Raw genomic sequence first — 25,158 nt, 5'->3', positions numbered from 1 at the left:
GGAGTAGGGATTAGCCCTAACAAATACGATGGAATTTATCATGTTAATCGTGTCCATTTTGCTTTTGTTGCTCTTGATCACCAAATTCAAATTGAACACCTTCGTTTCCTTGGTCATTACTGCTGTTGTTTTGGCCTTGCTCTTGGGAATGAACCCATCCAAAATTCCTGACGCTGTCTTGGGTAACCAAGGAATGGGAAACATCCTGGGATCAAATGCTGTCATCTTCATTTTTGGTGGCATGATCGGCCGTTTGGTTGCCGATGCCGGCGGTTCGTACCGAATTGCTAAGACGTTGATCGCCTGGTTTGGCTTGAAGCGTTTACAGTGGGCCGTTTTGCTGGCTTCCTTCATTATCGGAATTTCGATGATTTTCGGTGTTGGAATGGTTCTTTTGATCCCGATTGTTTTTGCAGTTGCGATCGAAGCCGGCGTCCCATTGCTTTATTTGGGCGTTTCGATGACGGCTGCTTTGTCATCTGCTCAAGGCTTCTTACCACCACAACCAGCACCAACGGCCGTTGCCTCCCAATTGGGGGCCAATATCGGGTTGATGCTTTTGGTTGGCTTGCTTGTTTCTGTCATCACGGCTGTTGTAGCCGGACCTGTCTTTACCAAGTTGGCTCAAAAGTACGCACCAGACGCCTTCAAATTCAAGGAACACATTGAAGCGGTTGGGGACGTCAAGGAATACGACTTGGACAAGACGCCATCCTTTGGTCTTTCTGTTTTGACCTCCGTCTTCCCATTGGTCTTCATGATCATTGCAACGGTTTACAAGCTGGTGGTGACCGGTGGAAAAACACCAAAGAATCCGGATGCCCTCTACCAAGTCATTGACTTCTTGGCTAACCCAGCGATCGCCATGACGATTTCTTTGGTTTTGGCTATCTTCACCATGGGTCTCATGCAAAAACGTGACATGAAGACGGTCGGTTCTTCTTTGAATGAAGGAATGAATGCGGTTTCTGGTATTTTGCTGATTGTTGGTGGTGGTGGCGCCCTGCGTGGTGTCTTGGTCACTTCCGGACTGTCAGACAAAATTGCTGACCTCTTCCAGTCATCAGGCTCAATGTCGCCCGTTGCCATTGTGGTCTTTGCCTGGGCAGTCGCTTCATTGCTCCGTATCGCCGTTGGTTCTGCCACGGTAGCCGGTATCACGGCCGTTGGTGTGGTAAACGGTATTTTGGCCGCTAACCCACACGGCGACTTGCTCTTAGTTTTGGTGGCCTTGGCCATCGGTGCCGGTTCATTGATTGCTTCACACGTTAACGACGCGGGATTCTGGATTTTCAAGGAATTCTTCGACTTGACGGTTAAGCAGACCTTCCAAATCTGGACTGTCCTGGAAACGGTCATTTCAGTGGTCGGATTGGCCATTATCTTGATTTTAACGGCGGTCTTAGTATAAGATCCGAAACCACCGGATAAAATTCCGGTGGTTTTTTTAGAATCTTATTTGGCATTTTTGACACACTCTGGTAAAATAGTGACCATCGGATGATCACATAGGAGTGGTCACTTTGAAAATGAGTTGAAAGGTTATTATGAAATCTAATAAAATTGGTTTATTGCAGCTGGTTTTGCTTGGACTGGGATCGTTAATCGGTTCTGGTTGGCTCTTCGGATCATGGGAGGCCACTCGAGTGGCAGGACCAGCGGCTATCATCTCTTGGATTGTTGGAGCGATTGTGATCGGTGTCATCGCCTACACCTACGTGGAATTGGGCACGATGTTTCCACAATCGGGTGGTATGTCGAAGTTTGCTCAGTATACCCACGGGTCGTTGCTTGGTTTCATCGCCTCATGGGCGAACTGGGTCTCACTCATCACGTTAATTCCAATTGAAGCGGTTGCTGCCGTTCAATACATGGCTACTTGGCCATGGTCTTGGGCGAACTGGACACACCACTTCTTGGAAAATAACCAGATTACGACCCCTGGATTGTTGGTGGTCTTTGCGTTCATCATCATCTTCACGTTGTTGAACTACTGGTCTGTTTCACTGTTGACAAAGTTTACGTCATTTATCTCCTTCTTCAAGTTAGGTGTTCCTCTCTTGACGATCGTGATGTTGACCTTTGCATCCTTCCACCCATCAAACTACGGTTCCAACATGCATGAATTCATGCCTTACGGTTCGGCACCAATCTTTGCGGCCACAACCGTTTCTGGAATCATCTTCTCCTTCAACGCCTTCCAGACCATCATTAACTTTGGTTCGGAAGTGAAGGACCCAACCAAGGACATCTCACGTGGAATCGTGATTTCTCTTGGAATTGCCGCTTTGCTTTACATCTTGATTCAATCAACCTTCATTACGGCTATTGAACCTTGGGAAATCGCAACACACGGTTGGCACAACATTGATTTCCAATCACCATTTGCTGATTTGGCCATCTTGCTTGGCTTGAATTGGTTGTCGATCTTGCTTTACACGGATGCTTTCATTTCACCATTTGGTACTGGCGTTTCCTTTGCGGCTTCTACTGGTCGTGTGTTGGCAGCGATGGCTTCTGATAAGCACATTCCGCAATTTATTGGAAAGATTAACGAAAAGTACGGTATTCCTCGTATGGCCATGGTTACCGATGCGGTTTTGTCCATGATCATGGTGACCTTGTTCCGTTCTTGGGGAACCTTGGCAGCCGTTATCTCAACGGCGACGTTGATTGCCTATTTGACTGGTCCGGTGACGGTGATGTCACTTCGTGAAATGGCACCAAACTTTACTCGTCCATTTAAGTCAAAGTCAATGAAGTGGGTGGCCCCATTAGCCTTCGTTTTGGCCTCTTTGGCAACGTATTGGGCAATGTGGCCAACAACGATTGAAGTGATCTTGATCATCATTTTGGGCTTGCCTTTCTACTTCTTTTACGAGTGGAAGCAAGGCTTCTCTTGGGAACGTGCAAAAAAGCAGCTTCATGGTTCCTCATGGTTGCTCTTCTACCTAGTCGCTCTTTCGATCGAATCCTACATTGGGTCGACCGAATTTAACGGTGCAGGTTGGATTCACTACCCATGGGATTTCTTGATGGTTGCCTTGGTTGCCTTGGCGTTCTACGCCTGGGGTAAGGGATCACACTTGATCACCAAGCACTTCAAGCGGGCTAAGAAAGTCAACGATACGGTTGATTATGAAGAACCGCTTGAACAGGCTGAATAAACGATGAAAGTCCGACTGGAAAGGTCGGGCTTTTTTGTTTTTAAAAAGGCGGTGACGGTTGCTTTCGAATTGACAAGAAGAGGTGCTGCTGGTAGAGTAAAGGCTAGTTTGTTAAAAAAATATGAGGCAAAAAAATGACGAAAAAACAGCGTGGTAATTGGTTCAAAAAGGCTGATCCAACGGCCTTTGAACAGTCGGATCAGCACTTGCAAAAAACCCTTGGGGTCAAAGAAATGTTGGCACTTGGTGTGGGGACCATTGTCGGCGCCGCCATCTTCACTTTGCCAGGAATTGTCGCTGCTACCCATGCCGGAGCAGCCGTGACGATCTCCTTTATTTTGGCGGCCATTGTTTCCGGCTTGACGGCCTTTGCTTACGCGGAATTTGCTGCGGTCCTGCCCTTTGCCGGTTCCGCCTATTCCTGGGCCTCCGTTGTCTTTGGGAAAGTCTTTGGCTGGATTGCCGGTTGGGCACTATTAGCCGAATACTTTATTGCGGTTGCCTTTGTGGCATCCGGTTGGTCGGCCAATATGAAACTTTTCTTGTCTTCTTTTGCTTTGCAACTGCCGGCATCATTGGCTAATCCTTTCTCTGCCGGGCAGGGCGGGGTAATCGATCTTTTCGCGCTTTTAGCGGTTTTGATTGTCGCCACGCTTTTGTACCGTGGAACGAAGAATACGGCCAAAGTGGAGAACCTTCTGGTAGTCTTAAAGGTTGGCGTTATTGTTCTTTTCATCATTGTCGGTGCGACAGCCATCCATCCTGTTAATTACGCGCACTTTGTGCCGGCCCATGTGCCGGGCACGGATTTTGGTGGCTGGCAGGGCATTGCGGCTGGGGCTTCTCAAATTTTCTTGTCTTATATTGGCTTTGATTCCATCGCGGCCAATTCTGCAGAAGCCAAGGAGCCACAAAAAACAATGCCTCGGGGAATCATTGGTTCCTTGATCATTGCGACCACTCTTTTTGTGGCGGTCTCCCTTGTTTTGGTCGGTATGTTCCACTATAGCCAGTATGAAAACAACGCTGCACCGGCTGCCTGGGCTTTGCTCGCCTCTGGACACACGATGACCTCCCACATTCTTTCTGTTGTGGCCTTGGCTGGTATGTTTACCGGCTTAATTGGGATGATGCTGGCAGGCTCCCGTTTGCTCTATGCCTTTGGTCGTGATGGCTTGTTGCCACCTTTCTTGGGCCGTGTTTCGTCGAAGGGACAACCCAACAACGCTTTGGTTGCTTTGTCAGTCATTGCCGTTTTGGTTGGCTCGATTTTCTCCTTTACAGAGTTAGCCGGGCTGATTTCAGCTGGTACCTTAATTGCTTTCATTATGGTTTCACTTGGTATTTACGCCCTGCGCAAACGCGAAGGCGTGGACTTGCCCATGCCAGCCTTTAAGATGCCACTTTATCCTGTTCTTCCGGCATTGGCGGCATTGGGGGCGGCTTACATTTTCTATACATTGGATTCTCAGGCCCAACTCTACTCCGTTGGCTGGTTTGTTCTTGGTTTGATTGTGTATGCCTTCTATGGTGCTAAAAATTCAAAATAATGTTTTAAAAGTCGCCTGAACAGGCGATTTTTTTTCTTGCTGTCAGCTGCTGCTAGACGTTCTCTATGCTATAATTAAGTCATTGATTGGTCATGCGGTGATTAACGAATCTTCTAGCGAGGCCCCGGCTGGTGAAAGGGGTTAGATTTTTTTTGACCGTGCTCCCAATTGCAAGCCCAAAAAGGGCGCTTTCCTGGCGTTACAAGGTTTGAGGTAAGACTTTTCCAGTCATTACAAACAGCGGTGGTACCACGGTCACGCGTCCGCTCTTTGTGATGGCTTTTTGTTTTTTAGAGGAGTAATCATGAAAGAATTATCATCAGCCGAAATTCGGCAAATGTTCTTGGATTTCTTTGCATCAAAGGACCACTTGGTGGTGCCTTCGAAGTCACTGATTCCAGAAAACGATCCTTCATTGTTGTGGATTAACTCGGGAGTTGCCACCTTGAAGAAGTACTTTGACGGCTCCGTTGTGCCGCCAAAGCCCCGGTTGACCAACGCACAAAAGGCGATTCGAACAAACGATATTGAAAACGTGGGTAAGACGGCTCGCCACCACACCTTGTTTGAAATGATGGGGAACTTCTCCATTGGCGATTACTTTAAAGAAGACGTTATTCCATGGGCTTGGGAATTGTTGACTTCTCCTGACTGGTACGCCTTGGATAAGGAAAAGCTCTATGTCACGATCTATCCAAAGGATCAGGAATCCCGACGTATCTGGGAAGAAAAGACGGATTTGCCAGATGGGCACATTTACGAAGTCGATGACAACTTCTGGGATATCGGGGAAGGCCCATCAGGACCTGATTCGGAAGTCTTTTACGACCGGGGCGAGGAATATGCGGATTTGCCAGCAGACGATCCTGAAATGTATCCAGGTGGTGAAAACGAACGCTACATGGAAATTTGGAACATTGTCTTTTCTCAGTTTAACCACTTACCTGGCCTGACGGATAACTCCGAATATCCAGAATTGCCCCACAAAAACATTGATACGGGAATGGGACTCGAGCGCTTGGTTTCTGTCTTCCAGCACGCGCGGACTAACTTTGATACGGACCTCTTTTTGCCAATTATTCGGGCAACGGAGCCGTTGACTGCAGGAAAAGTCTACGACACGACAAAGGATACGGAAGATAACGTCTCCTTCAAGGTCATTGCCGACCACATCCGTGCCGTGGCCTTTGCCATTGCGGACGGCGCTAAGCCATCAAACGAAGGCCGTGGTTACGTCATCCGCCGTCTTTTGCGTCGTGCGGTCTTACATGGTCAAAAGTTAGGGATCCAAGAAAACTTCTTGGCCAAGATTGTCCCGGCCATGGTCGGGACTTTGGATAGCTTCTATCCAGAACTAAAAGAAAAACAAGGCTTGATCGAATCAATTATGACGGCCGAAGAAAAGCGCTTCAACAAAACCTTGAAGGCCGGTCTTGCCATGTTTGACCAGTTTGTTGCAGCAGCCAAGGAAAAGGGTTCCAAGGAAATTGCCGGTGAAGATGCCTTCAAGTTGTCTGATACTTACGGCTTCCCAGTCGAATTGACGGCCGAACAGGCCGAAGAAGTCGGGATGACGGTCGATATGGCAGGCTTCAAGAAGGCCTTGCAAGCACAAAAAGACCGGGCCCGCGCCGCTCGCGGTAAGGAACATGCCATGGGCGTGCAAAACGCGGCTTTGACTGACTTAACGGTTGATTCGACCTATGTTGGTTGGTCAAAGACAGCGGTTGCTGGTGCTAAAATTGTGGCTATCATTGCCCACGATGATTCCGGTGTGGCGGTAAACACCAACAGTGCTAAGGCCGGCAACAGAGCCTGGCTGGTCTTTGACCAAACGCCATTCTATGCTGAAATGGGCGGTCAGGTCGCTGACTTTGGGACGGTCAAGGACGAAAATGGGACGATTGTTGCCGAAGTGCAAGACGTCCAAGCCGGACCAAACGGCCAAAACATCCACGAAGTCACACTGGCAGAAGACATTCAAGTTGGCCAAACGGTTGACTTGGCCGTCGACATGGAACGGCACCACGCCGTTTCACTGAACCACACGGCTACTCACTTGTTGGACCAAGCCTTGCGTAACGTCATCGGTGGTGACATTCACCAGGCCGGTTCATTGGTCGAACCCGAATACCTGCGTTTTGACTTCAACCACGAAGGACCTGTTGATCAAGCAACGTTGAACCGCGTCCAAGACGAAGTCAACTTGCAAATCCAACGCAACTTGACAATCACTTGGGAAGAGATGTCCATCGAGGATGCAAAGAAGCTCGGTGCCGTTGCCGTCTTTGACGACAAGTACGGCGACACGGTTCGAATTGTTTCGATCGGTGACTACAACCAAGAATTCGATGGTGGCACGCACGCCAAGTCAACGGCTGAGCTAAACCTCTTCAAGATTACAGGGGAGGCTGGTGTGGCTGCTGGTATTCGTCGTATTGAAGCCAAGACGGCCTTGCCTGCTTTGACGGACTATCAAGCAGAAGAACAGACTTTGGCCAAGGTAGCCAAGCACTTGAAGGTGCCAAACTTGCTTTCCGTGTCGGATCGTGTAGCTGACGTGACGGCTGAATTAAAGGACATCAAGGCACAGCTTGAAAGTGTCCAAGGACAATTGGCAGCAGTAGAAGCCAAGGAATTGTTGCAAAGTGTAGAAGACATCAATGGTCTGTCCGTCGTGGCTGCCCAAGTCAAGGTGGACAACGCCAACGGTCTTCGTCAAATGGCCGATGCCTGGCGTGACAAGAACGCGTCAAACGTCTTGATTTTGGCCGCGGCGATCGGCCAAAAGGTCAACTTACTGGTGGCTGCCAACAAGGAAGCCAACCAAGCTGGTGTGAAGGCCGGTGACCTGGTCAAAGCCATTGCGCCAATCGTTGGCGGTGGCGGCGGTGGCCGTCCGGATATGGCCCAAGCCGGCGGTAAGGATGCTTCTAAGATTGATGAAGCCTTAAAAAAGGCCAAGACAATCTTGGCAGAAGGCTAAGGCTTTCACCAAGCGAGATGGACTAGCGCCCACCTCTTGGGTGAGCAATCTGTCCATTTTGCAGAAAAAAGGCGGCTTAAAAAAGCTGCTGACTAGGTCTAGACCATCTCCTGCTTTTTTAACAAACGGCTCATGAACACGAGAAATCGTGTTAAACTAGAAGCAAGCAGAAAACCTTAAGATTAGATAAAGAAAGGAGTGTGTACAATGAGTGTCAGTGATAAGACAGCCATTTTTAATTTTGGACAACAGGAGCCAAAAGATATCCACGATACGATGTTTTTGGTTTATGCCGCTTTGGAAGAAAAGGGTTATAACCCAATCAACCAAATCGTGGGCTACCTGATGTCTGGTGACCCCGCTTACATTCCCCGTCTGCACGACGCCAGGAACCTGATCAAGCGCCACGAACGTGACGAGATTATCGAAGAGCTCGTACACGCTTATTTGAAAAAGTAATGCGGATACTCGGATTAGACGTAGGTTCCAAAACAGTTGGTGTGGCGGTTTCCGATCCGATGGGCTGGACGGCCCAAGGAGTCGAAATCATCCGGATTAACGAAGACGAAAAGGTCTTCGGCCTCGACCGACTCGGTGAATTGATCGAAAAGACCGGTGCCAAAGCCGTTGTTTTGGGCTTACCCAAAAACATGAATAACTCTGAAGGCCCCCGTGCCGAAGCGTCGCGGGCCTATGCCAAGATGGTTGAAGAACGTTTTGGCTTGCCGACTGACTTTCAAGACGAGCGGCTGACGACGGTGCAAGCCGAGCGGATGCTAATCGAAGAGGCGGATGTCTCGCGCAAGAAGCGTAAGAAGGTTATCGATAAGATTGCTGCGGAATTCATTTTGCAAAACTATTTGGATGCCAACGGTAAACTAACGAAGAATTAAGAACAAAAAGGAAAAGCGAATGGCAAAAGAAAACCCCGAAATTGATAAGATTACCCTTGTGGATGATAACGGTGACGAGGCATTATACGAAGTCCTCTTTACTTTCCACTCAGAAGAATACGACAAGTCTTACATTCTGTTGGTACCAGATGGTGTCGAAGAAGACGAACAAGTTGATGTTCAGGCCTACATCTTTAACCCTGAAGAAGATGGCGAATCGAAGGATGGCGATTTGATGCCAATCGAAGATGATGCCGAATGGGCCATGGTCGAAGAAGTGTTGAACACGTTCTTGGATGATGACGCCAACTTTGAATAACACGACGCATGAAGCTCGCTTAAAGGCGGGCTTTTTTTGTCGAAAAGGCTGGGGAAACGTGTGAAACGCGATATCGAAGCAGCAGTTATAAGACAATAAAGAGTAAATTACCTTAGAAAGAGTCGAAAGAACCTTGACTTTCCAGATGAGAAGACTAATCTAGAGAAGAAAGGAAGAATCAACTCATGAAAAAGCTTTCGTTAGAAAAAATGAACCCTAAGAATTTCTCAAAGAAGACCAAGTGGATCGCTGGCATCATTGTGCTGGTTGTGCTCCTTTTGGCCATTGCTGGCTTCTCTTATAAGGCCTATGAAGACACGCAGCGTTTGTCTGGTACTTACACCTACAAAGAGGGTGGAACGGCCATTAAATTCAACAAGGACAGCTATAAACTCTACAGTAAAACGAATAAGAGCGAAACGCTTTCAGGCCACTACTACGTGAAGGATAACGTTTTGGTTTTGCTTTACGACAAGGATTCAACGGCTGCTAAAGAAGGCGGTATCCGCGGGGTTGCTTTCCAGTTGTCGAACAACAAGAAGAGGATTAACCTGCAAGGCTCCACTTACAAAAAGTAAGCAGTCCATGAAATCACTTTGAAAAAAGCCTGCCTTGCGGGCTTTTTTCTTTTGATCACGGGGATTTTTTTCAACGCTTTCAAAAAGTTGTATACTTTTAAATTAGAAAGTTTAAGAAAAAAGGAGGGGCTGATGGCTCGAAAAAAACATAAGTGGTTCAAGTTACCGCGTCGTAAAAAAGACCGGCGTCGCTACTTTATTGCCCTCTTTGCCCTCATCAGTCTTGTCGTCGCGGCGGCTTCTTTGACCCCCGAGTTTCTGGCGGAGCGAAAAGAGGCTCAAGTTGAAGATCAGAGATCCAAACAGCTAAAGGCCTGGGCGCCATATGCCCAACAACTGCAGCGTCAATACGGTGTCTTTGCCTCGATCTCCTTGGCCCAGGCCGCTTTGGAATCTGATTTTGGACAGTCTACTTTGGCGCAACAAGCCCATAATTTGTATGGTGTAAAGGCGGCCGCCGGTCAGCCATCTGTGACGCTGCCAACCAAGGAGTACACGGCTGATGGTTGGACGACGGTCGAAGCCCCCTTTGTGTCCTATGCTTCTTGGCAGGCGTCCATGCTGGCCCACGCCAAATTACTAAAAGAGGGCACTTCCTGGAATCCAACCCAGTATGCTCACGTTTTGTCTGCTGCGAATTATCGAGAAGCAGCCCAGGGCCTTGTAACCGATCGTTATGCGACCGACCCTGATTATGCCGAAAAACTCATCCAGGTGATCGAGAAGTACCATTTGCACCGATTTGATCTGGCTGATTAGACAAAAGAACAAAAAGTCCGTTTTAACGGACTTTTTTTGTGAAGAAATGAAGAAAAACGCATTGATTTTACCTAGTGGATTCGCCGTCAAGGAGCCTCTTCTATGCTAAAATATAAGGAGCAAGAATACACTTTAGGATGGCAAAATGACTGTTGAAGAATTGACCAAAGGAATGAATGATAAGCAGGCCGAAGCGGTTGCCACGACAGAGGGGCCGCTTTTAATTATGGCTGGTGCCGGCTCAGGTAAAACCCGTGTGTTGACGCACCGGGTGGCGCATTTGATCGAGGATTTGGACGTGAAACCATGGCGGATTCTGGCCATCACCTTCACCAATAAGGCGGCTCGGGAGATGCGTGAGCGAATTGCTAAGTTGGTCGATCCAGAACAAGCGCAGATGATCTGGGTTTCCACTTTCCACGCCTTGGCCGTGCGCATTTTGCGCCGCGATGGTGAACAGATTGGCTTGGGCAAGAATTTCACGATTTTGGATTCATCGGCGCAAAAAACCTTGGTTAAGCGGGTGGTTAACGAGTTGAACTTGGATTCCAATCAATACGATCCGCGGACCATTTTGGGAACCATTTCAAACGCCAAAAACGAACTGCTGACGCCAAAGGACTATGCGAAACAGGCTGGTAACTTTTACGAAGAACGGGTGGCCGAAGTGTACAAGGCCTACCAAAAGGCCTTGGCCCAAGCCCAATCGGTCGACTTTGATGATTTGATTATGAAGACCATCGATCTCTTTGAAAAAGTACCGGAGGTTTTGAAACGCTACCAAGAGCAGTTCCGCTATCTGCATGTCGATGAGTACCAGGATACCAACGATGCCCAGTACAAAATCGTCAACTTATTGGCTCAAGGGTCTAAAAATTTGGCGGTTGTTGGGGATGCCGATCAGTCGATTTATGGTTGGCGTGGCGCCAACATGCAAAACATTTTAAACTTCGAAAAAGATTGGCCTGAAGCCAAGTCGGTCTTCTTGGAACAAAACTACCGGTCCACGCAAAACATTCTGGACGCTGCCAACGAGGTCATTAACAATAACAATGAGCGGGTGCCCAAAAAGTTGTGGACGGAAAACGGTCAGGGTGAAAAGCTGACCTACTATCGCGCCCAATCCGCTCAAGATGAAGCCTATTATGTCTTGGGTAAGATTCAAAAGGGACAGCGGGAGCAAAAGAAGTCCCTGTCGGACTTTGCCATTTTGTACCGGACCAACGCGCAGTCCCGTGCGATGGAAGAAGCCTTGGTCAAAGCAAACGTGCCCTATACGATTGTTGGTGGGCACAAGTTCTATGATCGCAAAGAAATTCTAGACATCATGGCCTACTTGTCCTTGGTCGCCAACCCAGCAGACAATGCCGCGCTTGAACGGATTATCAACGTGCCTAAACGTTCGATTGGTCAAACGACGATTGATCGGCTCTTTGCTTTTGCCGATTCCATCAACTTGCCAATGTTAAAAGCCATTGACCAAATCGAGATGGCCCCAGACGTTCGGCCGGCAGCTGCCACGAAGTTGCTGGCTTTTGCCGAAATGATCAACAACTTCCGCCAGCAAGCCGAATTCTTAGAGGTTTCCGAATTGACGGATCTGATTTTGGATCAGTCTGGTTACCGCAAGGAACTCCAGCAAAAGTCGGATCCGGAGTCCCAGTCTCGTTTGGAAAACTTAGACGAATTCATTTCGGTTACCAAGGAATTCGAGGCCAAATACGACAAAGATGCTGAGGACGCAGTTGACCCATTAACTGATTTTTTGGGGTCAACAGCCTTGATGGCGGAGTTAGACAATGTCGAAGAAGATTCCGGTCAGGTGACCTTGATGACTTTACACGCAGCCAAGGGATTGGAATTCCCAATCGTCTTTTTGATCGGTTTGGAAGAAGGGCTCTTCCCACTGGGACGCTCGGCCCAAGACGAGGATTTGCTGGAAGAAGAGCGCCGTTTGGCCTACGTTGGGATCACTCGTGCGGAGCAGAAATTATATTTGACCAACGCCTTTTCGCGCATGCTGTACGGAAAGACACAGGCCAATCAGCCTTCACGCTTCATTGATGAGATCTCAGACAACTTGATTGAAAAGGCTTACCCAGCTGGCTCATCGGCCACCCAACCCGGGTTGTCCTCGAAGTTCTTGCGGGCCACACAGACGACTTATAACGGGCGTCCGGTTCAGGCTTCTGCCGTGCAAAAGTCATCGGCGGCTACAACTGGTGCCGAAGGCGTTTCTTGGCAGGCTGGCGATAAGGTCCAACACAAGAAGTGGGGCATTGGAACCGTGGTTTCAGCGACTGGATCTGGCGAGGATCAGGAGCTGAAGGTGGCCTTTCCAGATGATGGCATTAAGCAGTTGCTGGCTGCCTTTGCGCCGATTAAAAAGGCGGATTAGGAAGTCTGGCTTTAAAAAAATGAACGTTAAAAGAGTAGAAGAAGGCCCGGCCTACTTCTGCTCGTACATAGCAAGCGATGAAAGGAAAAATCATGGCAGAAAAAGAGATCAAGCAGCTGACAACAAAGGAAGCCAAGCAGGAGATTCAAGAACTCCAAGATCGTTTGACTGATTATGGCATCGCTTATTACGAAAAAGACGCCCCACTGGTTGAAGACCATGTCTACGATGCGCAGTACGCACGTTTGCAAGCGTTAGAACAAGCTTTTCCACAGTTCATCAGCCAGGATTCACCCACACAAAACGTTGGTGGTGCTGCGACTAAATCGGGTCTACCAAAGGTGCAGCACCCCGTGCCCATGTTATCTTTGGGGGATGTCTTTTCTCTAGACGAATTGCAGGATTGGGAAGATCGTACCAAAAAATCGCTGGGCTTCCAACCAAAGTACAATTTGGAGCTGAAAATTGATGGGCTGGCGATCAATTTGAAATACGAACAAGGCAAGCTTATCCAGGCCTCAACCCGTGGCAACGGGTTGGTCGGAGAAGACGTGACGGCCAACGTGAACACGATTGATGATGTGCCAAAGATTTTGAAAGAGCCGGTTACGGTGGAAGTTCGAGGCGAGATCTACATGCCCAAGGCTTCCTTTGCCAAATTAAACGAAGAACGGGAAGCAGAGGGACAAGAACCTTTCGCCAACCCTCGCAATGCAGCGGCTGGGTCTTTGCGTCAGTTGGATGCTAACGAGACAAAAAAGCGCCAATTGTCTGCTTTCATCTACTACACTGCCGAACCTGACCAGATTGGCGTGACGACCCAAGACGGTTTGCTAGAACGCTTTCGTGAGCTCGGCCTACCAACGAATCCGGATAACCGGGTGATCGATCAGATGACCGATATCCGCCCTTATTTGGAAGAATATACCGAAAAACGCGACAGCCTGCCCTACGGTATCGATGGCGTTGTTGTCAAAGTCAATAACTTTGATGATCAAGTCGATTTGGGCAACACGGTCAAAGTCCCACGTTGGGCCATCGCTTACAAATTCCCACCAGAAGAAGAGGAGACGGTTGTCTTAGACATCGAATGGACGGTCGGTCGAACCGGGGCTGTCACGCCAACGGCGGCCATGAAGCCCGTTCTTTTGGCTGGCACAACAGTTCAACGAGCTTCGCTCCATAACCCCGACTATCTGAAGATGAAAGATGTTCGCGTTGGCGACACCGTGACCTTGCACAAGGCCGGTGACATTATTCCAGAAATCGGCCAGGTGGTGTTGTCAAAACGGCCAGATGAGGCTAAGCCTTATCCAATTCCAACGACTTGTCCAGCCTGTGGAGCGGATCTGGTGCACGTGGAGGGCGAGGTGGTTTTGCGCTGCATGAACCCGGCCTGTCCAGCACAGATTCAAGAAGGGTTAACCCACTTTGCCTCGCGAAATGCGATGAATATCGACGGCCTTGGACCACAGATTGTTTCTCAACTTTTGGAAAAAGATTTGGTGAAAGATGTGGCTTCGATCTATTCCTTGACTCGAGAAGAATTGCTGACCTTGGATAAGTTCAAGGAAAAGTCGGCCGACAACCTTTTGGCTGCTATCGCCACTTCCAAGGAAAACTCCGCTGATCGCCTGCTCTTCGGTTTAGGCATTCGTCTGGTCGGTGCAAAAGCTGCCAAGACGATCCTGCAGTCTCTAGGAGATCTTTTAAAGGTCGCTCGTGCTTCGGTAGAAGACATCGTTGCCATCGATGGGGTTGGTCAAGCAATTGCCGATTCCTTAGTCAAATATTTTAAGGAACCAGAAGCTCAAGCACTGCTTGCTGAACTTGCACAGGCTGGGGTTAACATGACCTATCAGTCCGATCAGGGGCCAATTGATGAAAATTCATTTTTCTATGGTAAAAAGATTGTTTTGACTGGTAAACTAGAGGTAAGCTCACGCAGTGAAATGGCGGCCTGGCTTGAAGGCCACGGAGCAGCCGTTACGGGATCGGTTTCGAAAAAAACCGATCTGCTGATTGCTGGAAAAGACGCCGGTTCCAAGCTGACCAAAGCAGAAGATCTCGGCATCACTGTGTGGAACGAACAGGATTTCCTGTCCGCTAAGCAAAATGAGCAGGCTTAAAAGCCGGCTTTTCTAAGAGGATTACTCATGCTGAAACGTATTAAATTAAAGACCTGGCTAATCATTGGTGCTGGCGCTATCATCGTGCTCGCTCTTTTCTTTTTCTTCATGAACCGAGCGACGATGTCGCCATCGGTTTCAAAAACCAAGGGTGTCCAATTGACACAAAATTCGGCAGGTCAGTATCAAACGGTTATCAAAGACGGTCATTATTTGACCTCTGCAGCCCGGGGCTTGACGGCCACTTCGCAGGGAAATCAAGTGGATACTAAGGATTTTGAATCCGGCTTGTTGAATTTGGCCAAAAATCACTTTAAGACGGGGCGCTATATCTTCCAAGAGGGCCAATACCTGTCATCAGATACGGTGAACGGTCTGCTCAGTCGTCAGACAGATTCGAACTTAACTGCTTTGAATCCAAAGGATAACGGTAAGACGGATTCTTCTCGAGAACCGATTTATGTTCAAAGCTTGACGGAGCAAGACTTCATGACCAAGGAAGGCTCAAACCTTAAGCTAGCCGGAATGGTTGTTGGTGTTGCCATGAACACCCAAGACGTCTACCAAAAAGAACAGTATGGAGCGAACTACTACCAGTCGATTTCAGAAGAAGCGCGAATTGCCTATGGTAAAAAAATTGCACCTAAATTAATTAAGCAGATCCGTGCGCAGACGGGTGTGGCCAAAAACATTCCGATTGTGATTGCCATGTATGCCAATGCACCGGAAGATTCGCTTGGCGGCGGCGCCTTCTATTCGGAAGCCACGTCTAAGTCCGGCACCAACATTTCTGCTTGGACCAACATTGATGATAAGACCGTCGTCTTCCCAAAGGAAAGCTCGGATTCATCTTCTGTTGGAAACGATGAGAACACTGGCTTTACCAACTTTAAAAACGATATCGCCAACTTCTTCCCAAACATTGCTGGCGCAACGGCCATTGGTCACTTCACGAATTCTAAGTTGACTTCGATGAAAGCGACCGTGACGACCCAGTTCTATTCACAGACCGAAATTGAAGCCTTTGCGAACTATGTCGCATCGGCAGCCGTTAAGTTCCTGCCATCGTCAGCTCCTGTTCAGATCACGATTAAGACAGCCAATGAAACGCAGGTTATTTTGAATCGTAAGTCTGACGAAAAATCTTATACGATGATTTACATGTAAAAAGATAAAAAAGCCATCCGCACCGACGGATGGCTTTTTTAGTTCACGTCCTCATGCGACGAATGTATCTAGAACGAGTCAAAATTGATACAAAGTTATTAAAAAACAATGTGATTAAAACAACTTTGTTACAATTCGTCTTAAAGTTGTAATAGTCCTTTCGTAAACTGTTTAGAGATAAAAAATGAGGAGTATTGAATGAATATGGTGGTGAAGAGAGGACAAAAAAGGAAGGGCTGGCTTTACGTTTCAGTCATTACCATGGCCTTGATGGCAGGAAGTACGGCGTTGCCAATGACAGAAACCCCATCCGGGATTGGCCTTTTGGCGAATGCCTCAACTAGTGACGACTCCAATACGAATAAAGATGCCGGATCCATTGTTGACGATGCAACTGGTGATCATCCAGAGTTTCAAACGATTGAAGACGTCAAATTTGACGACCCAGAAAAAGCCTTGGTTGGTATGTGGGTGAATTTAGCGACGGTTTCTGGGGTTGCTGTTGATGGTAATCAGAGCATCGACTACAAGATTAATAATGTTTTTGTTCGTAAGGACAAGGACACTGGTCAGCTTATTTCAGCTTATGTTGGTGGAAAAACGGTTGTAACGATTACGCCTCGTGGTTCGAATAATTCGGTTTGGATTGAGGCGGGATCCAATGGGAATTTCCACCAAATCAAGAGGTTTTCAACAGCTCCAGGAGATAAGTCAAAAACCGACCAGGACGGAGAAGTCGTTTACGCACCGGATGGTAAATCGCAAGATAAGGCCATGCCTTTTACACTGCCCGAAACATTTAAAAAAGGGGATGATACCCTTCGAGTAGCCTACACCTCCAACAATGCAGGTAAAAAGGCTTCAGGTAACGATGCTTTTTATACCACACCCAAGATTCAGATGCGTACAGCTCCTGATTTGAAGGTAGAAATTCAACAAGCCCAGGCCCAAGCTCAGGCATCTTATGCAGCCAAAGAAGAAGGGTATCAGAAGTTGGAAACGGCCCGGACTAAGATGAAAGATGATGTTGATAATGACAACACCATTAATTCAACTGAAAAGGGCGCAAAAAAGCAAAAGATTGATGAGATTATCGATAAGGCCAAAGAAAATCTGGCAAAGCAAGATAATGCCAAAAACGTCACGGACATCGTGACACAAGCGGTGTTAGACGCTCAAGACGTTCATTCCAATCCATCGATTGAAAAGCGAATCGAAGCTGCCAGGTCGGCCATTTATTTAGCAAACGAAGCTCAGGTAGCGGCGATTAAAGACAATAAAGACTTAAGTTTAGCCGAACAAGAGGAACTTTTGGCTAAAGTGCAGACGGACACCGATAAGCTTTATCAAGCGATTAGTGACGCTGAAAAGTTGGCTAAGTCTGATCCAGATCAAGCCACGAAAGCGATTAATACGACTTTAAAGGGATTATTGGCCGATGATACTGGTCAGCGCCCGGCTTACCAAGATATTGTCATTGCGCCTAAAGAAAGCTTCGACCAACAAAAAAAAGAAGCCGTTTCAAAGGCAACAGAAGCAAACCAAAAAGCAGTTGCAGCTATTGAAAAAAATGATACGTTGACCGCAGACGAAAAGCAGACGCGCTTAAACCAACTTAGTGCTGATTACAAGCAATTGACCACGGCCATTAATGGCGCGACGAAGGCCGCGCAGTTTGACGAAGCCAAGCAGACTTTTGATCAGGCAGCTACAACTGATATCAAAGATGGCGAAGCAGTCGCAGATCGAAAAAGCAACAAGATCCAAGCGTTAGAAGCCCAAGCGGAATTGACAAAGCAGCTGGAAAAGATCAAGGGCGACAAGACCTTAGATGAAAGCGAACGCGAAACACAAAAACATACCGTTGAAGAAGCCCAGCGAGAGCTTGAAGAACACATCAACGCGGCAACAACTGCCCAAGGGGTCGTGGAGGCCGGAGACGACGTAACGATACAGGCACTCGTGAAGAAGATTCAAAATGCCTATCGACCAAATGATTCGGTTGATAAGCAGGTCCAAGATGCTAAGCAAGCCATTCAAGACGAAGCAGATCGCCAAGCTCGTATGATCGACCAATTGGACAATTTAACGGCTGACGAAAAAGATGCAGCCAAGCAAGAAATCCAAAACAAGGTCGCCCCTGCTCAAAACGCTTTGGACGGGGCAACGGATAAAGATGACTTGAAAAAGCGTCAAGAAAACAACGATCCGAAGTCGGACTTTGACTCGATTTACAAGACGAACAAGGCGAAGGAATCCGTTGCAGATCGTGCCGCTCGTTTGGCCAGTGAATTGGCTGAGCAAGCGACAACTGCGCAAACGAACCTGGACAAGGAAGCAACGGCGGCTAAAGATGCTATTGACCAAAATGGTGATTTGACCGCTGATGAAAAAGAAGCCCAAAAGACGGCTATCACGAAGGCAACGGACAAGGCCAAGGAAGCACTCAAGCAATCCGACGTGAAGACGGCTGACCAAGTCGAAGCAATCAAGAAGAGCGCTTCAGAAGATTTGGCACAGTTTAATGAAAAGAAGCGTGAAGCACGAAAGGCTGCCGCAAAGATTGCCCAAGCTCAAATCGATGACATCAATGCCAACAAAGGCTTGACGGCAGATGAAAAGACAACCTTGGTCAACAAGGTGAAAGCCGCTTATGATGCCACCACCAAAAACATCGACAATGCCGAAGCAACAACGGCTGTCCCAGACGTGTCCGACCAATCCGAATTTGCTAACACGGTTCACTCAGAAGGGGCTAACGATCACGATGCCCTAAAGAAGGCCCAAGCGGCTGCTAAGGCAGACGTGGAAAGTCGTTATGCCAAGGCACAAGCCGACTTGGACGCGAAGAAAGCCGACATGTCTCAAGCGGACTTTGACAAGGCCCAAGATGCGTTGACCAAGCACAAGGAAGCAGACGTGAACCAGGCGGAAAATGGCGAAGACATTACCGCTGTAACGGCTGCCCAAGCAAATGCAACGAACAATATTGCTGGAACCGAAAGTGATTTGTCCAAGGTGAAGTCACTGGACGAACGAAAGGCTGAAGAACAAGCGGTCGTTTCGAAGAAGGCCAAAGAAGATCGCGAAGCCATCGACAAGATGGACACTTTGTCTGAAAACCAACGGGAAAAGATGAAGCAAGCGATCACGGCGGCCGAAGGAGCCATCAACAAGAAGATCAATGACACGACGCAATTGGACGGCTTGTCTGATGCGAAGAAGCAAGATCAATTGACGGAAAGCTTCGAAGCAGCTAAGACAACAGAAGCCAAGTTGAAGCTTGAAAACAAGCAAAAGGCTGAAAACGCATTGATTGACAACAAGGTGAAGGATGCTAAGAAAGTCATTAACGCCTTGACGAATTTGTCAGAAGATGAAAAGCAAGCCAAGTTGCAAGATATTGATACGAAGGCTGGAGACGCCCGCCAGAAGATCAATGCTGCCAAAAATGAAGCGGACTTCGACCAGATTAACCAGGGCCTTGATGTGAATTCGGACCTGGAAAAGGTGACAACTGCAGCAACGAACCTTGACCAAGACCACGCCAATGAAAAAGGCTTGGCCGAAGGTAAAAAAGCTGCAACGGCTGCTATCGAAAAGCAAGCAGCAGACGCCAAGGCTGAAATCGATGCCATGGAAGCACTGGCCAAGGATGGCGATCAGATTGACGAATCGATGAAGGAAAAAGCCAAGGCGGCCCGTCAAAAGATTGCAGAGGACTTGGCTAAGGTCAAGGAAAACATCGGCAACACTGACGATGTTAAGAACCTGGCTGGTATCCAGACTAACTTTGACGTCAAAACACCAACACAAGGTGTGTCGGATCAATTGGATCACCTGAACCAATTGAACAAGGAAAAGGCAGCTGCCAAGGCGGCTGTCCAAGAAAAAATTGATGAAGCCAAGCGCCAATTGGAAGCCATGGACAATCTTGATGCCGATAGCAAGAAGGCTTTGGAAGGTAAGATTCAAGCTGACGCCAAGGCGGCCTTTGACGGTATCGAAGACAAGGTGGCCGGCTTAAAGCAATTGGTGAACAATGGGGATAAGAACAGTGTGTTGACAGACATTGTTAAGCACACGAGCTTTGACCAGGATATCGCGGATGCCAAGAACAAGGTGAAGGCCTTTGCCAAGGCGTTGACGGACTCTAAGAAGGACGTTGACCAAGCGATTATTGACGAAAAGGCCAAGATCGACCAGATGAACCAACTGACAGAAGACGAAAAGGCAACTGCCAAAAAAGACTTGGATAAGCAGGCTGAAACGGCTAAGTCACAAATTGACCAAGGACAAACGGCGGACCAAGTTCGTGAGTTGGTGAAGAAGTCAACCTTCAAGTCTGACGTTTCAGATATCATGGGGGATTTGCAAACGCGTGATTCGCTAGCGGTGCAAAAGCAAAAAGCACAGGCAGCAATCGATCAAGAGGCCAAGCAGGCTGAAGATAAAATCGACGGCATGATGAATTTGTCAACGGCGCAAAAAGACAAGGCGAAAGCTGAAATCAAGGCTTCTGCTAAGACGGCCAAGAACTTAATTGCAGCTGATGACAACGCGGATGCCGTTATCGAACACAAGTTGGATACGACCTTTACGAATCAATCCCAACAGGTGCTAGAAAAGTTAGGAACCCACGATTCGCTTTTGGATCAAAAGGCGGCGGCAAAAGCATTGGTGGACAAAAAAGTAGCGGCTGCTAAGGCAACGATTGACAGCATGCCCAACTTGTCCGAAGAGCAAAAAGCCCAAGCCAAAGCGGAAATCGATGCGGCTTCTAATCGAGCGAAGTCCAAAATTGATGCTGACCAATCAGCAGATGAGATTCTCTTGGACAGCAAAGATCTGACGTTTGATCGTCAAAAAGAAGCGTTAATGGATCGTTTGTCAAAAATTCAAACGGTTGAAGACACGACGACTGCTCAGCCACAAACGGCCAAGCAGGCTATCAAGAATGGAAATTGGTTGACCATTCTTCTCTTGTCAATGACGACCTTCTTCTTCATTAAGACGAAGAAGTCTCGTCAATAAATGGATAAAAAAGACGCGGACAGGTGACTGTTGTCGCGTCTTTTTTCCTTTTTGAAGTCCGCTTTATCATTTCTTATTGTTATTTAGAATATTTTACCATCTGATTTAGAATGAGACGAATTGATTTCAGTATGTTGCCATAAACGAAATGATTCGGTACAAAATCGCAATAGAAGCCCAAAATATCAGTAACCAAGGGACTTTTTAAAAGGATTAGAATAGGGAAGATAAGAGATAATTAGGCGAAAAAGATTATGAAAAACATTCAAAACATCAGCAAAAAAACAAAACGGCAATGGATTCAATCCTCTTTGGCAACGGTCGCCATTTTGACTCCTTTGGCAGCAGGTACATTAGCTCATACGATGCATGTGCAGGCAGATGCGACAACAACTACTCAGTCCACCGACTCAGTGTCTGTTGATTACGATGAAAAGGCGCAAGATAAGCTGGATGATGCGGGGAAAGCGAACCAAGAAGTTGTCGACGACATTACGAAGGTGAGCTTCAAGACGGCGGCTCAAGGGCTTGCTGGTAAGTGGGTGACCCTTAAAATCGATCACGTGGCCCAAGATAAGAAAGATCCTTCCCAATATATCGACTACGTTGTTCGTAACGTTTTTGTTCGGATGGATAGCCAAGGAAGCCGAGTAGCTTCATATGTTGGGAACAAAACGGTTGTTGAGATTACACCCCGTGGGGATAATAATACGGTATGGCTCCAGGTCGGAAATGATTCAACCGGCTATAAGGAGATTTTTCGGTCAACCGTGAAAACAGAGAGCGATTTTAGGGCCAACATTAACACGGAAGCGCCCAATCGTTATGGAGACGATCTCTACACCGTTTTGTTTCATTCACAAACACTCGATACGCCCCAATCGTATACCTTGCCCAACTCCATTACGTCAGATGACTTAAAATTAAAGGCTGGTTATATTTCAAATAAGCAACGAAATGGTGCCACCGGATCCGATGTGTCAATCGATGCGCCGATTAAATTAGTTCGCTCGGATAAGGCATTAAAAGATGAAATCAAAAGCCCCCTGAAAACATCCGACGATGTTTCGGACAAGGCAAATAAAGCCAAGAAACTGTTGGATGAGACTGAAAAGACATTGATCGATAACATCGATCACAACAACACCTTGGATAAGGAAACGAAGGACAGGCAAAAAAAGCAGGTCCACGAAGATATTCAGAAAGCGAAAGATCAAGCGGATAACGAATACGTTCCGGACAAGATTCTGCCTGCTGCAACTGAGACGGATCAAGAAAAGCGCCATGACGAGACAATTTGGAAGCCGGTTCTATCAGACGATGAGCGGTTGCAAGTTGCAAAGAACCGTCTGGAAGAAGATTATTTACAAAGTACAAAGGCGATTAAGGCTAATGATACCTTGCTGGATTCCGAAAAGACGGTTCGCCTGAAACAGTTAGATGAAGACCACGTTAAAGCTCAGGGTGAGTTGGCGACTGCCAAGACCTTAGATGACATTAAGGCCGTCATGGACGCGGAAAACCAAGCCTTTGAAAAAGACAACGAAAATGTGGATCGCACCAAGCGCAATCAAGAATTTTTCGAACGCTTTAAAAACGAGGCAGACGTTCAAAAGGTGATCGATGAAATCACGTCAGACGTCAATTTGACGAAGACTGAAAAAGATGACCAAATGGCAGTTGTGACTGCTGCGGTCAATCAGATGCAGCAAAACATCGAGACGGCCGAATCGGCTCAAAAGGCCTTGGACGCCTTGAATAATGCCGGGGATTTGAAGGACAAGCTGGCCAAGGCCCACCAAGAGGCGAAGAAGAAGTTGGTCGATCAGGTGAGCGATGCGAAAGAAAAGTTGCGCCAAAAGGGGGAAGAGGCCAAGAAGGAATTGGATGATTCGATCTTTGACAAGCTGACCAAAGACGAAAAGAATCACGACAAGCAAGCCATCGACGAACTCGTCAAAAAAGCACAAGCCGCTGACGAAATCAATAATCCAACGAATGCACAAAGCCTGTTAGATGCCGTTGATCAATCGGATTTGACTCAGAATTTAACGGATTTGATGGATCAGGAAAAGGCCAAGCCATCTGTAAAAGACCAGATAAAAAAGGCCCAAGAGGCATTAGATAATGCATCGAAGTCTGCGCAAAAGGTTTTGGATGAAGCAAAATCAGCAGCCGAAGCTGGCATTGACCAAAACGGTCTGCTGACTAAGGAACAAAAGGACAAGCAGAAGAAGGCAATTGAAGCGGCTGCCAAAAAAGCGGAAGACCAGATTTCACAGGCGACAAACGCTGATGAAATCAACCGCGAAGAGGCTGATTTGGCAAACGACATCACTGGGTTGACGGATAAGAAAAAAGAGGCCCGTGCAGAAGCCGAAAAGGTTGCCAAGAAGCAAATCTTAGACCTGAACAACAATAAGGGATTGTCGCCGGATGACCGTGAGCAACGGATCAACAAGGTAAAGGAAGACTTCAACAACGTCACGGATGTTATTGACAGCGCTTTACCAAGCGATTCGAAGGCATTTGAGACTGGTGAAGGATCCGATTATGCCAAGCAAGTCCAAGGAGATGGCTACTCGGATCCAGATGCCTTGGAAAAGGCACGTGAAAAAGCTAAGATGGCTGTTGACGACGCCTACAAGAAAGCTGAAACTGCCTTGGATGGCAAGAAGTCTGCCTATACAGATGCTGAATTCAACAAAGCAAAGACTGACTTAGATGCGCAAAAGCAGCGGGATGAAAAAGCCGCCATGTCTGCTGAAGACTGGGCTGGAACGGATGCGACGACGAAGGCTGCAGGCACGCATGCCGATGAGAAAAAGGCGGCTATCGATAACGTGCCTTCTTTTGATGAACAGAAGCAAAAAGCAAAGGCTGCCTTGGCGGCCAACCAATCAAAGCTGGATGGCGACATCAATGGCATGGATAAACTGAGTGGGGATGAGAAGAAGTCTGCCACCGGTAAGGTCGATCAGTCTGTTAAAGATGCGCAAGATGCTGTTGATAAGGCCCAAAACAAGGACGAACTGGTCCAAAAGGCTGCTGAAGAAAAGCAAAAGGTCGACAACGATCAGCAGAATGTCTCAGCTGATTTGGACAAAATACCTTCAATCGACGATCAGAAACAAACGGCTAAAAACGCCATCGACAAGGAGGCTGAATCCAAGAAAGACGGCATTGATCAAAAGGATAACTTATCGACGGGCGAAAAGTCTGGCTTTAAAGAAGCCGTTGATCAGGCGGCTAATAAGGCCAAGCAGGCCATCGACGGTGCTCAGAATAAGGATGAGTTGAATAACAAGGGGGATGCTGCAAAGACTGACTTTGGAGAAGACGTCCAAAAGGTAGCTGTCCAAGTCGATGAAAAGCCTTCCCTTGATAAGCAAAAGCAAGACAAAAAGGATGCGATCGATCACAAGGCAACGGTCGAAAAAGAAAAGCTCGATGCTACGAACCGCCCGGATCTGACTGACTATGACCGCAAGCAAAAACAAGATGTAATCGACAAAGGGGCCAAGCGCGCTAAGGACAGTCTCGATTCGGCCACAAATGCCGACGAGTTGGCAGGCGAAGCTGATAAAGAAGCGTCGAAATCCTTTGATGATGCCAAAGATCAGGTAGATGATCAATTTAAGAATCATGAATCCTTGGATGAGCAAAAGAACAAGCTACCCGACACGGTGACGCCTGAAGAAAAGGAGGGGGCAAAGACTGCCGATGATGTGAATCATTTGCTGCCACTATCGGATAAGAAACAGAAGCTTGATGACCAGGTTGATCACGCTGCGGATTTGCACAAAAAGGCCATTGACGGCATGGATAACGTGCCCCAACAGGATCGTGACAAAGCCAAGGACCAGATTGACGACGCGGTCAAGAAAGCCAAAACAGCCATTGACATAGCGGCATCCGATGATAAATTGCCAACCGGCAAGGGCGGTGAGGACGACGCTTTGTCACAATTTGACAGTGCCGTCAACGGCATCGTGGATGGCTTGGATAATGACAACAAGGGCTTGCTTGACAAGAAGCACCAGTCCGAAACTGGTATCGATGACGGAGCCAAGCAAGAAAAGGCCAATATCGACAAGAACAAGAACCTGAACTAAGACGAAAAGGCCAAGGCTAAGGCAGCCATCGACCAGGCGGCTGGACAAGCCAAGGAAAGCATC

Annotated in this window: 14 protein-coding genes; all 14 read left to right on the top strand. The window is 47.6% G+C overall.

The genetic code is table 11. The annotated features are described in order from the left end of the window. The first annotated feature begins 28 nt into the window (after positions 1–28). The 14 genes from G6R27_RS02765 to G6R27_RS02700 all read left to right on the top strand — a co-directional run bounded on the left by G6R27_RS02765 (position 29) and on the right by G6R27_RS02700 (position 25,095). A complete protein-coding gene (locus tag G6R27_RS02765; protein WP_213819554.1) occupies positions 29–1,411 on the top strand; it encodes a gluconate:H+ symporter in 1,383 nt (460 codons plus the stop codon). 136 nt (positions 1,412–1,547) lie between these two features. Next, on the top strand, positions 1,548–3,167 hold the full coding sequence (locus G6R27_RS02760) for an APC family permease (RefSeq protein ID WP_213819553.1): 1,620 nt from the start codon (positions 1,548–1,550) through the stop codon (positions 3,165–3,167). Between the two features lie 134 nt (positions 3,168–3,301). Next, positions 3,302–4,717: an APC family permease gene (locus G6R27_RS02755; protein ID WP_213819552.1), complete on the top strand. Its 1,416-nt coding sequence runs from the start codon at positions 3,302–3,304 to the stop codon at positions 4,715–4,717. Between the two features lie 304 nt (positions 4,718–5,021). Next, a complete protein-coding gene (alaS, locus tag G6R27_RS02750; RefSeq protein WP_213819551.1) occupies positions 5,022–7,703 on the top strand; it encodes an alanine--tRNA ligase in 2,682 nt (893 codons plus the stop codon). Positions 7,704–7,910: 207 nt separating this feature from the next. Beyond that, a complete protein-coding gene (locus G6R27_RS02745; protein WP_213819550.1) occupies positions 7,911–8,162 on the top strand; it encodes an IreB family regulatory phosphoprotein in 252 nt (83 codons plus the stop codon). Next, positions 8,162–8,596, top strand: coding sequence for a Holliday junction resolvase RuvX (ruvX, locus tag G6R27_RS02740; RefSeq protein ID WP_213819549.1), 435 nt, complete (start codon positions 8,162–8,164; stop codon positions 8,594–8,596). The genes G6R27_RS02745 and ruvX overlap by 1 nt, the downstream gene beginning before the upstream one ends. Before the next feature lie 19 nt (positions 8,597–8,615). Then, complete coding sequence (locus G6R27_RS02735) at positions 8,616–8,915, top strand: DUF1292 domain-containing protein (RefSeq protein ID WP_213819548.1); 300 nt, start codon at positions 8,616–8,618, stop codon at positions 8,913–8,915. 185 nt (positions 8,916–9,100) lie between these two features. Beyond that, positions 9,101–9,493, top strand: a complete 393-nt coding sequence (locus G6R27_RS02730; protein ID WP_213819547.1) for a hypothetical protein — start codon at positions 9,101–9,103, stop codon at positions 9,491–9,493. Between the two features lie 132 nt (positions 9,494–9,625). Continuing rightward, entirely contained in the window at positions 9,626–10,252 is a 627-nt protein-coding gene (locus tag G6R27_RS02725) for a glycoside hydrolase family 73 protein (RefSeq protein WP_213819546.1), read from the top strand. 145 nt (positions 10,253–10,397) lie between these two features. Continuing rightward, complete coding sequence (gene pcrA / locus G6R27_RS02720) at positions 10,398–12,650, top strand: DNA helicase PcrA (RefSeq protein ID WP_213819545.1); 2,253 nt, start codon at positions 10,398–10,400, stop codon at positions 12,648–12,650. 92 nt (positions 12,651–12,742) lie between these two features. Beyond that, on the top strand, positions 12,743–14,779 hold the full coding sequence (ligA, locus tag G6R27_RS02715) for an NAD-dependent DNA ligase LigA (protein WP_213819544.1): 2,037 nt from the start codon (positions 12,743–12,745) through the stop codon (positions 14,777–14,779). Positions 14,780–14,809: 30 nt separating this feature from the next. After that, on the top strand, positions 14,810–15,946 hold the full coding sequence (locus G6R27_RS02710) for a CamS family sex pheromone protein (protein ID WP_213819716.1): 1,137 nt from the start codon (positions 14,810–14,812) through the stop codon (positions 15,944–15,946). 198 nt (positions 15,947–16,144) lie between these two features. Continuing rightward, positions 16,145–20,980: a DUF1542 domain-containing protein gene (locus G6R27_RS02705; RefSeq protein WP_213819543.1), complete on the top strand. Its 4,836-nt coding sequence runs from the start codon at positions 16,145–16,147 to the stop codon at positions 20,978–20,980. Positions 20,981–21,234: 254 nt separating this feature from the next. Further along, entirely contained in the window at positions 21,235–25,095 is a 3,861-nt protein-coding gene (locus tag G6R27_RS02700) for a DUF1542 domain-containing protein (protein ID WP_213819542.1), read from the top strand. Positions 25,096–25,158: the final 63 nt, after the last annotated feature.

This window comes from Fructobacillus papyriferae (assembly GCF_018437225.1).
Lineage (GTDB): Bacteria > Bacillota > Bacilli > Lactobacillales > Lactobacillaceae > Fructobacillus > Fructobacillus papyriferae.
The sequence above is the reverse complement of the archived record's forward strand: the minus strand, read 5'-3'. Positions and strand labels throughout refer to the sequence as shown.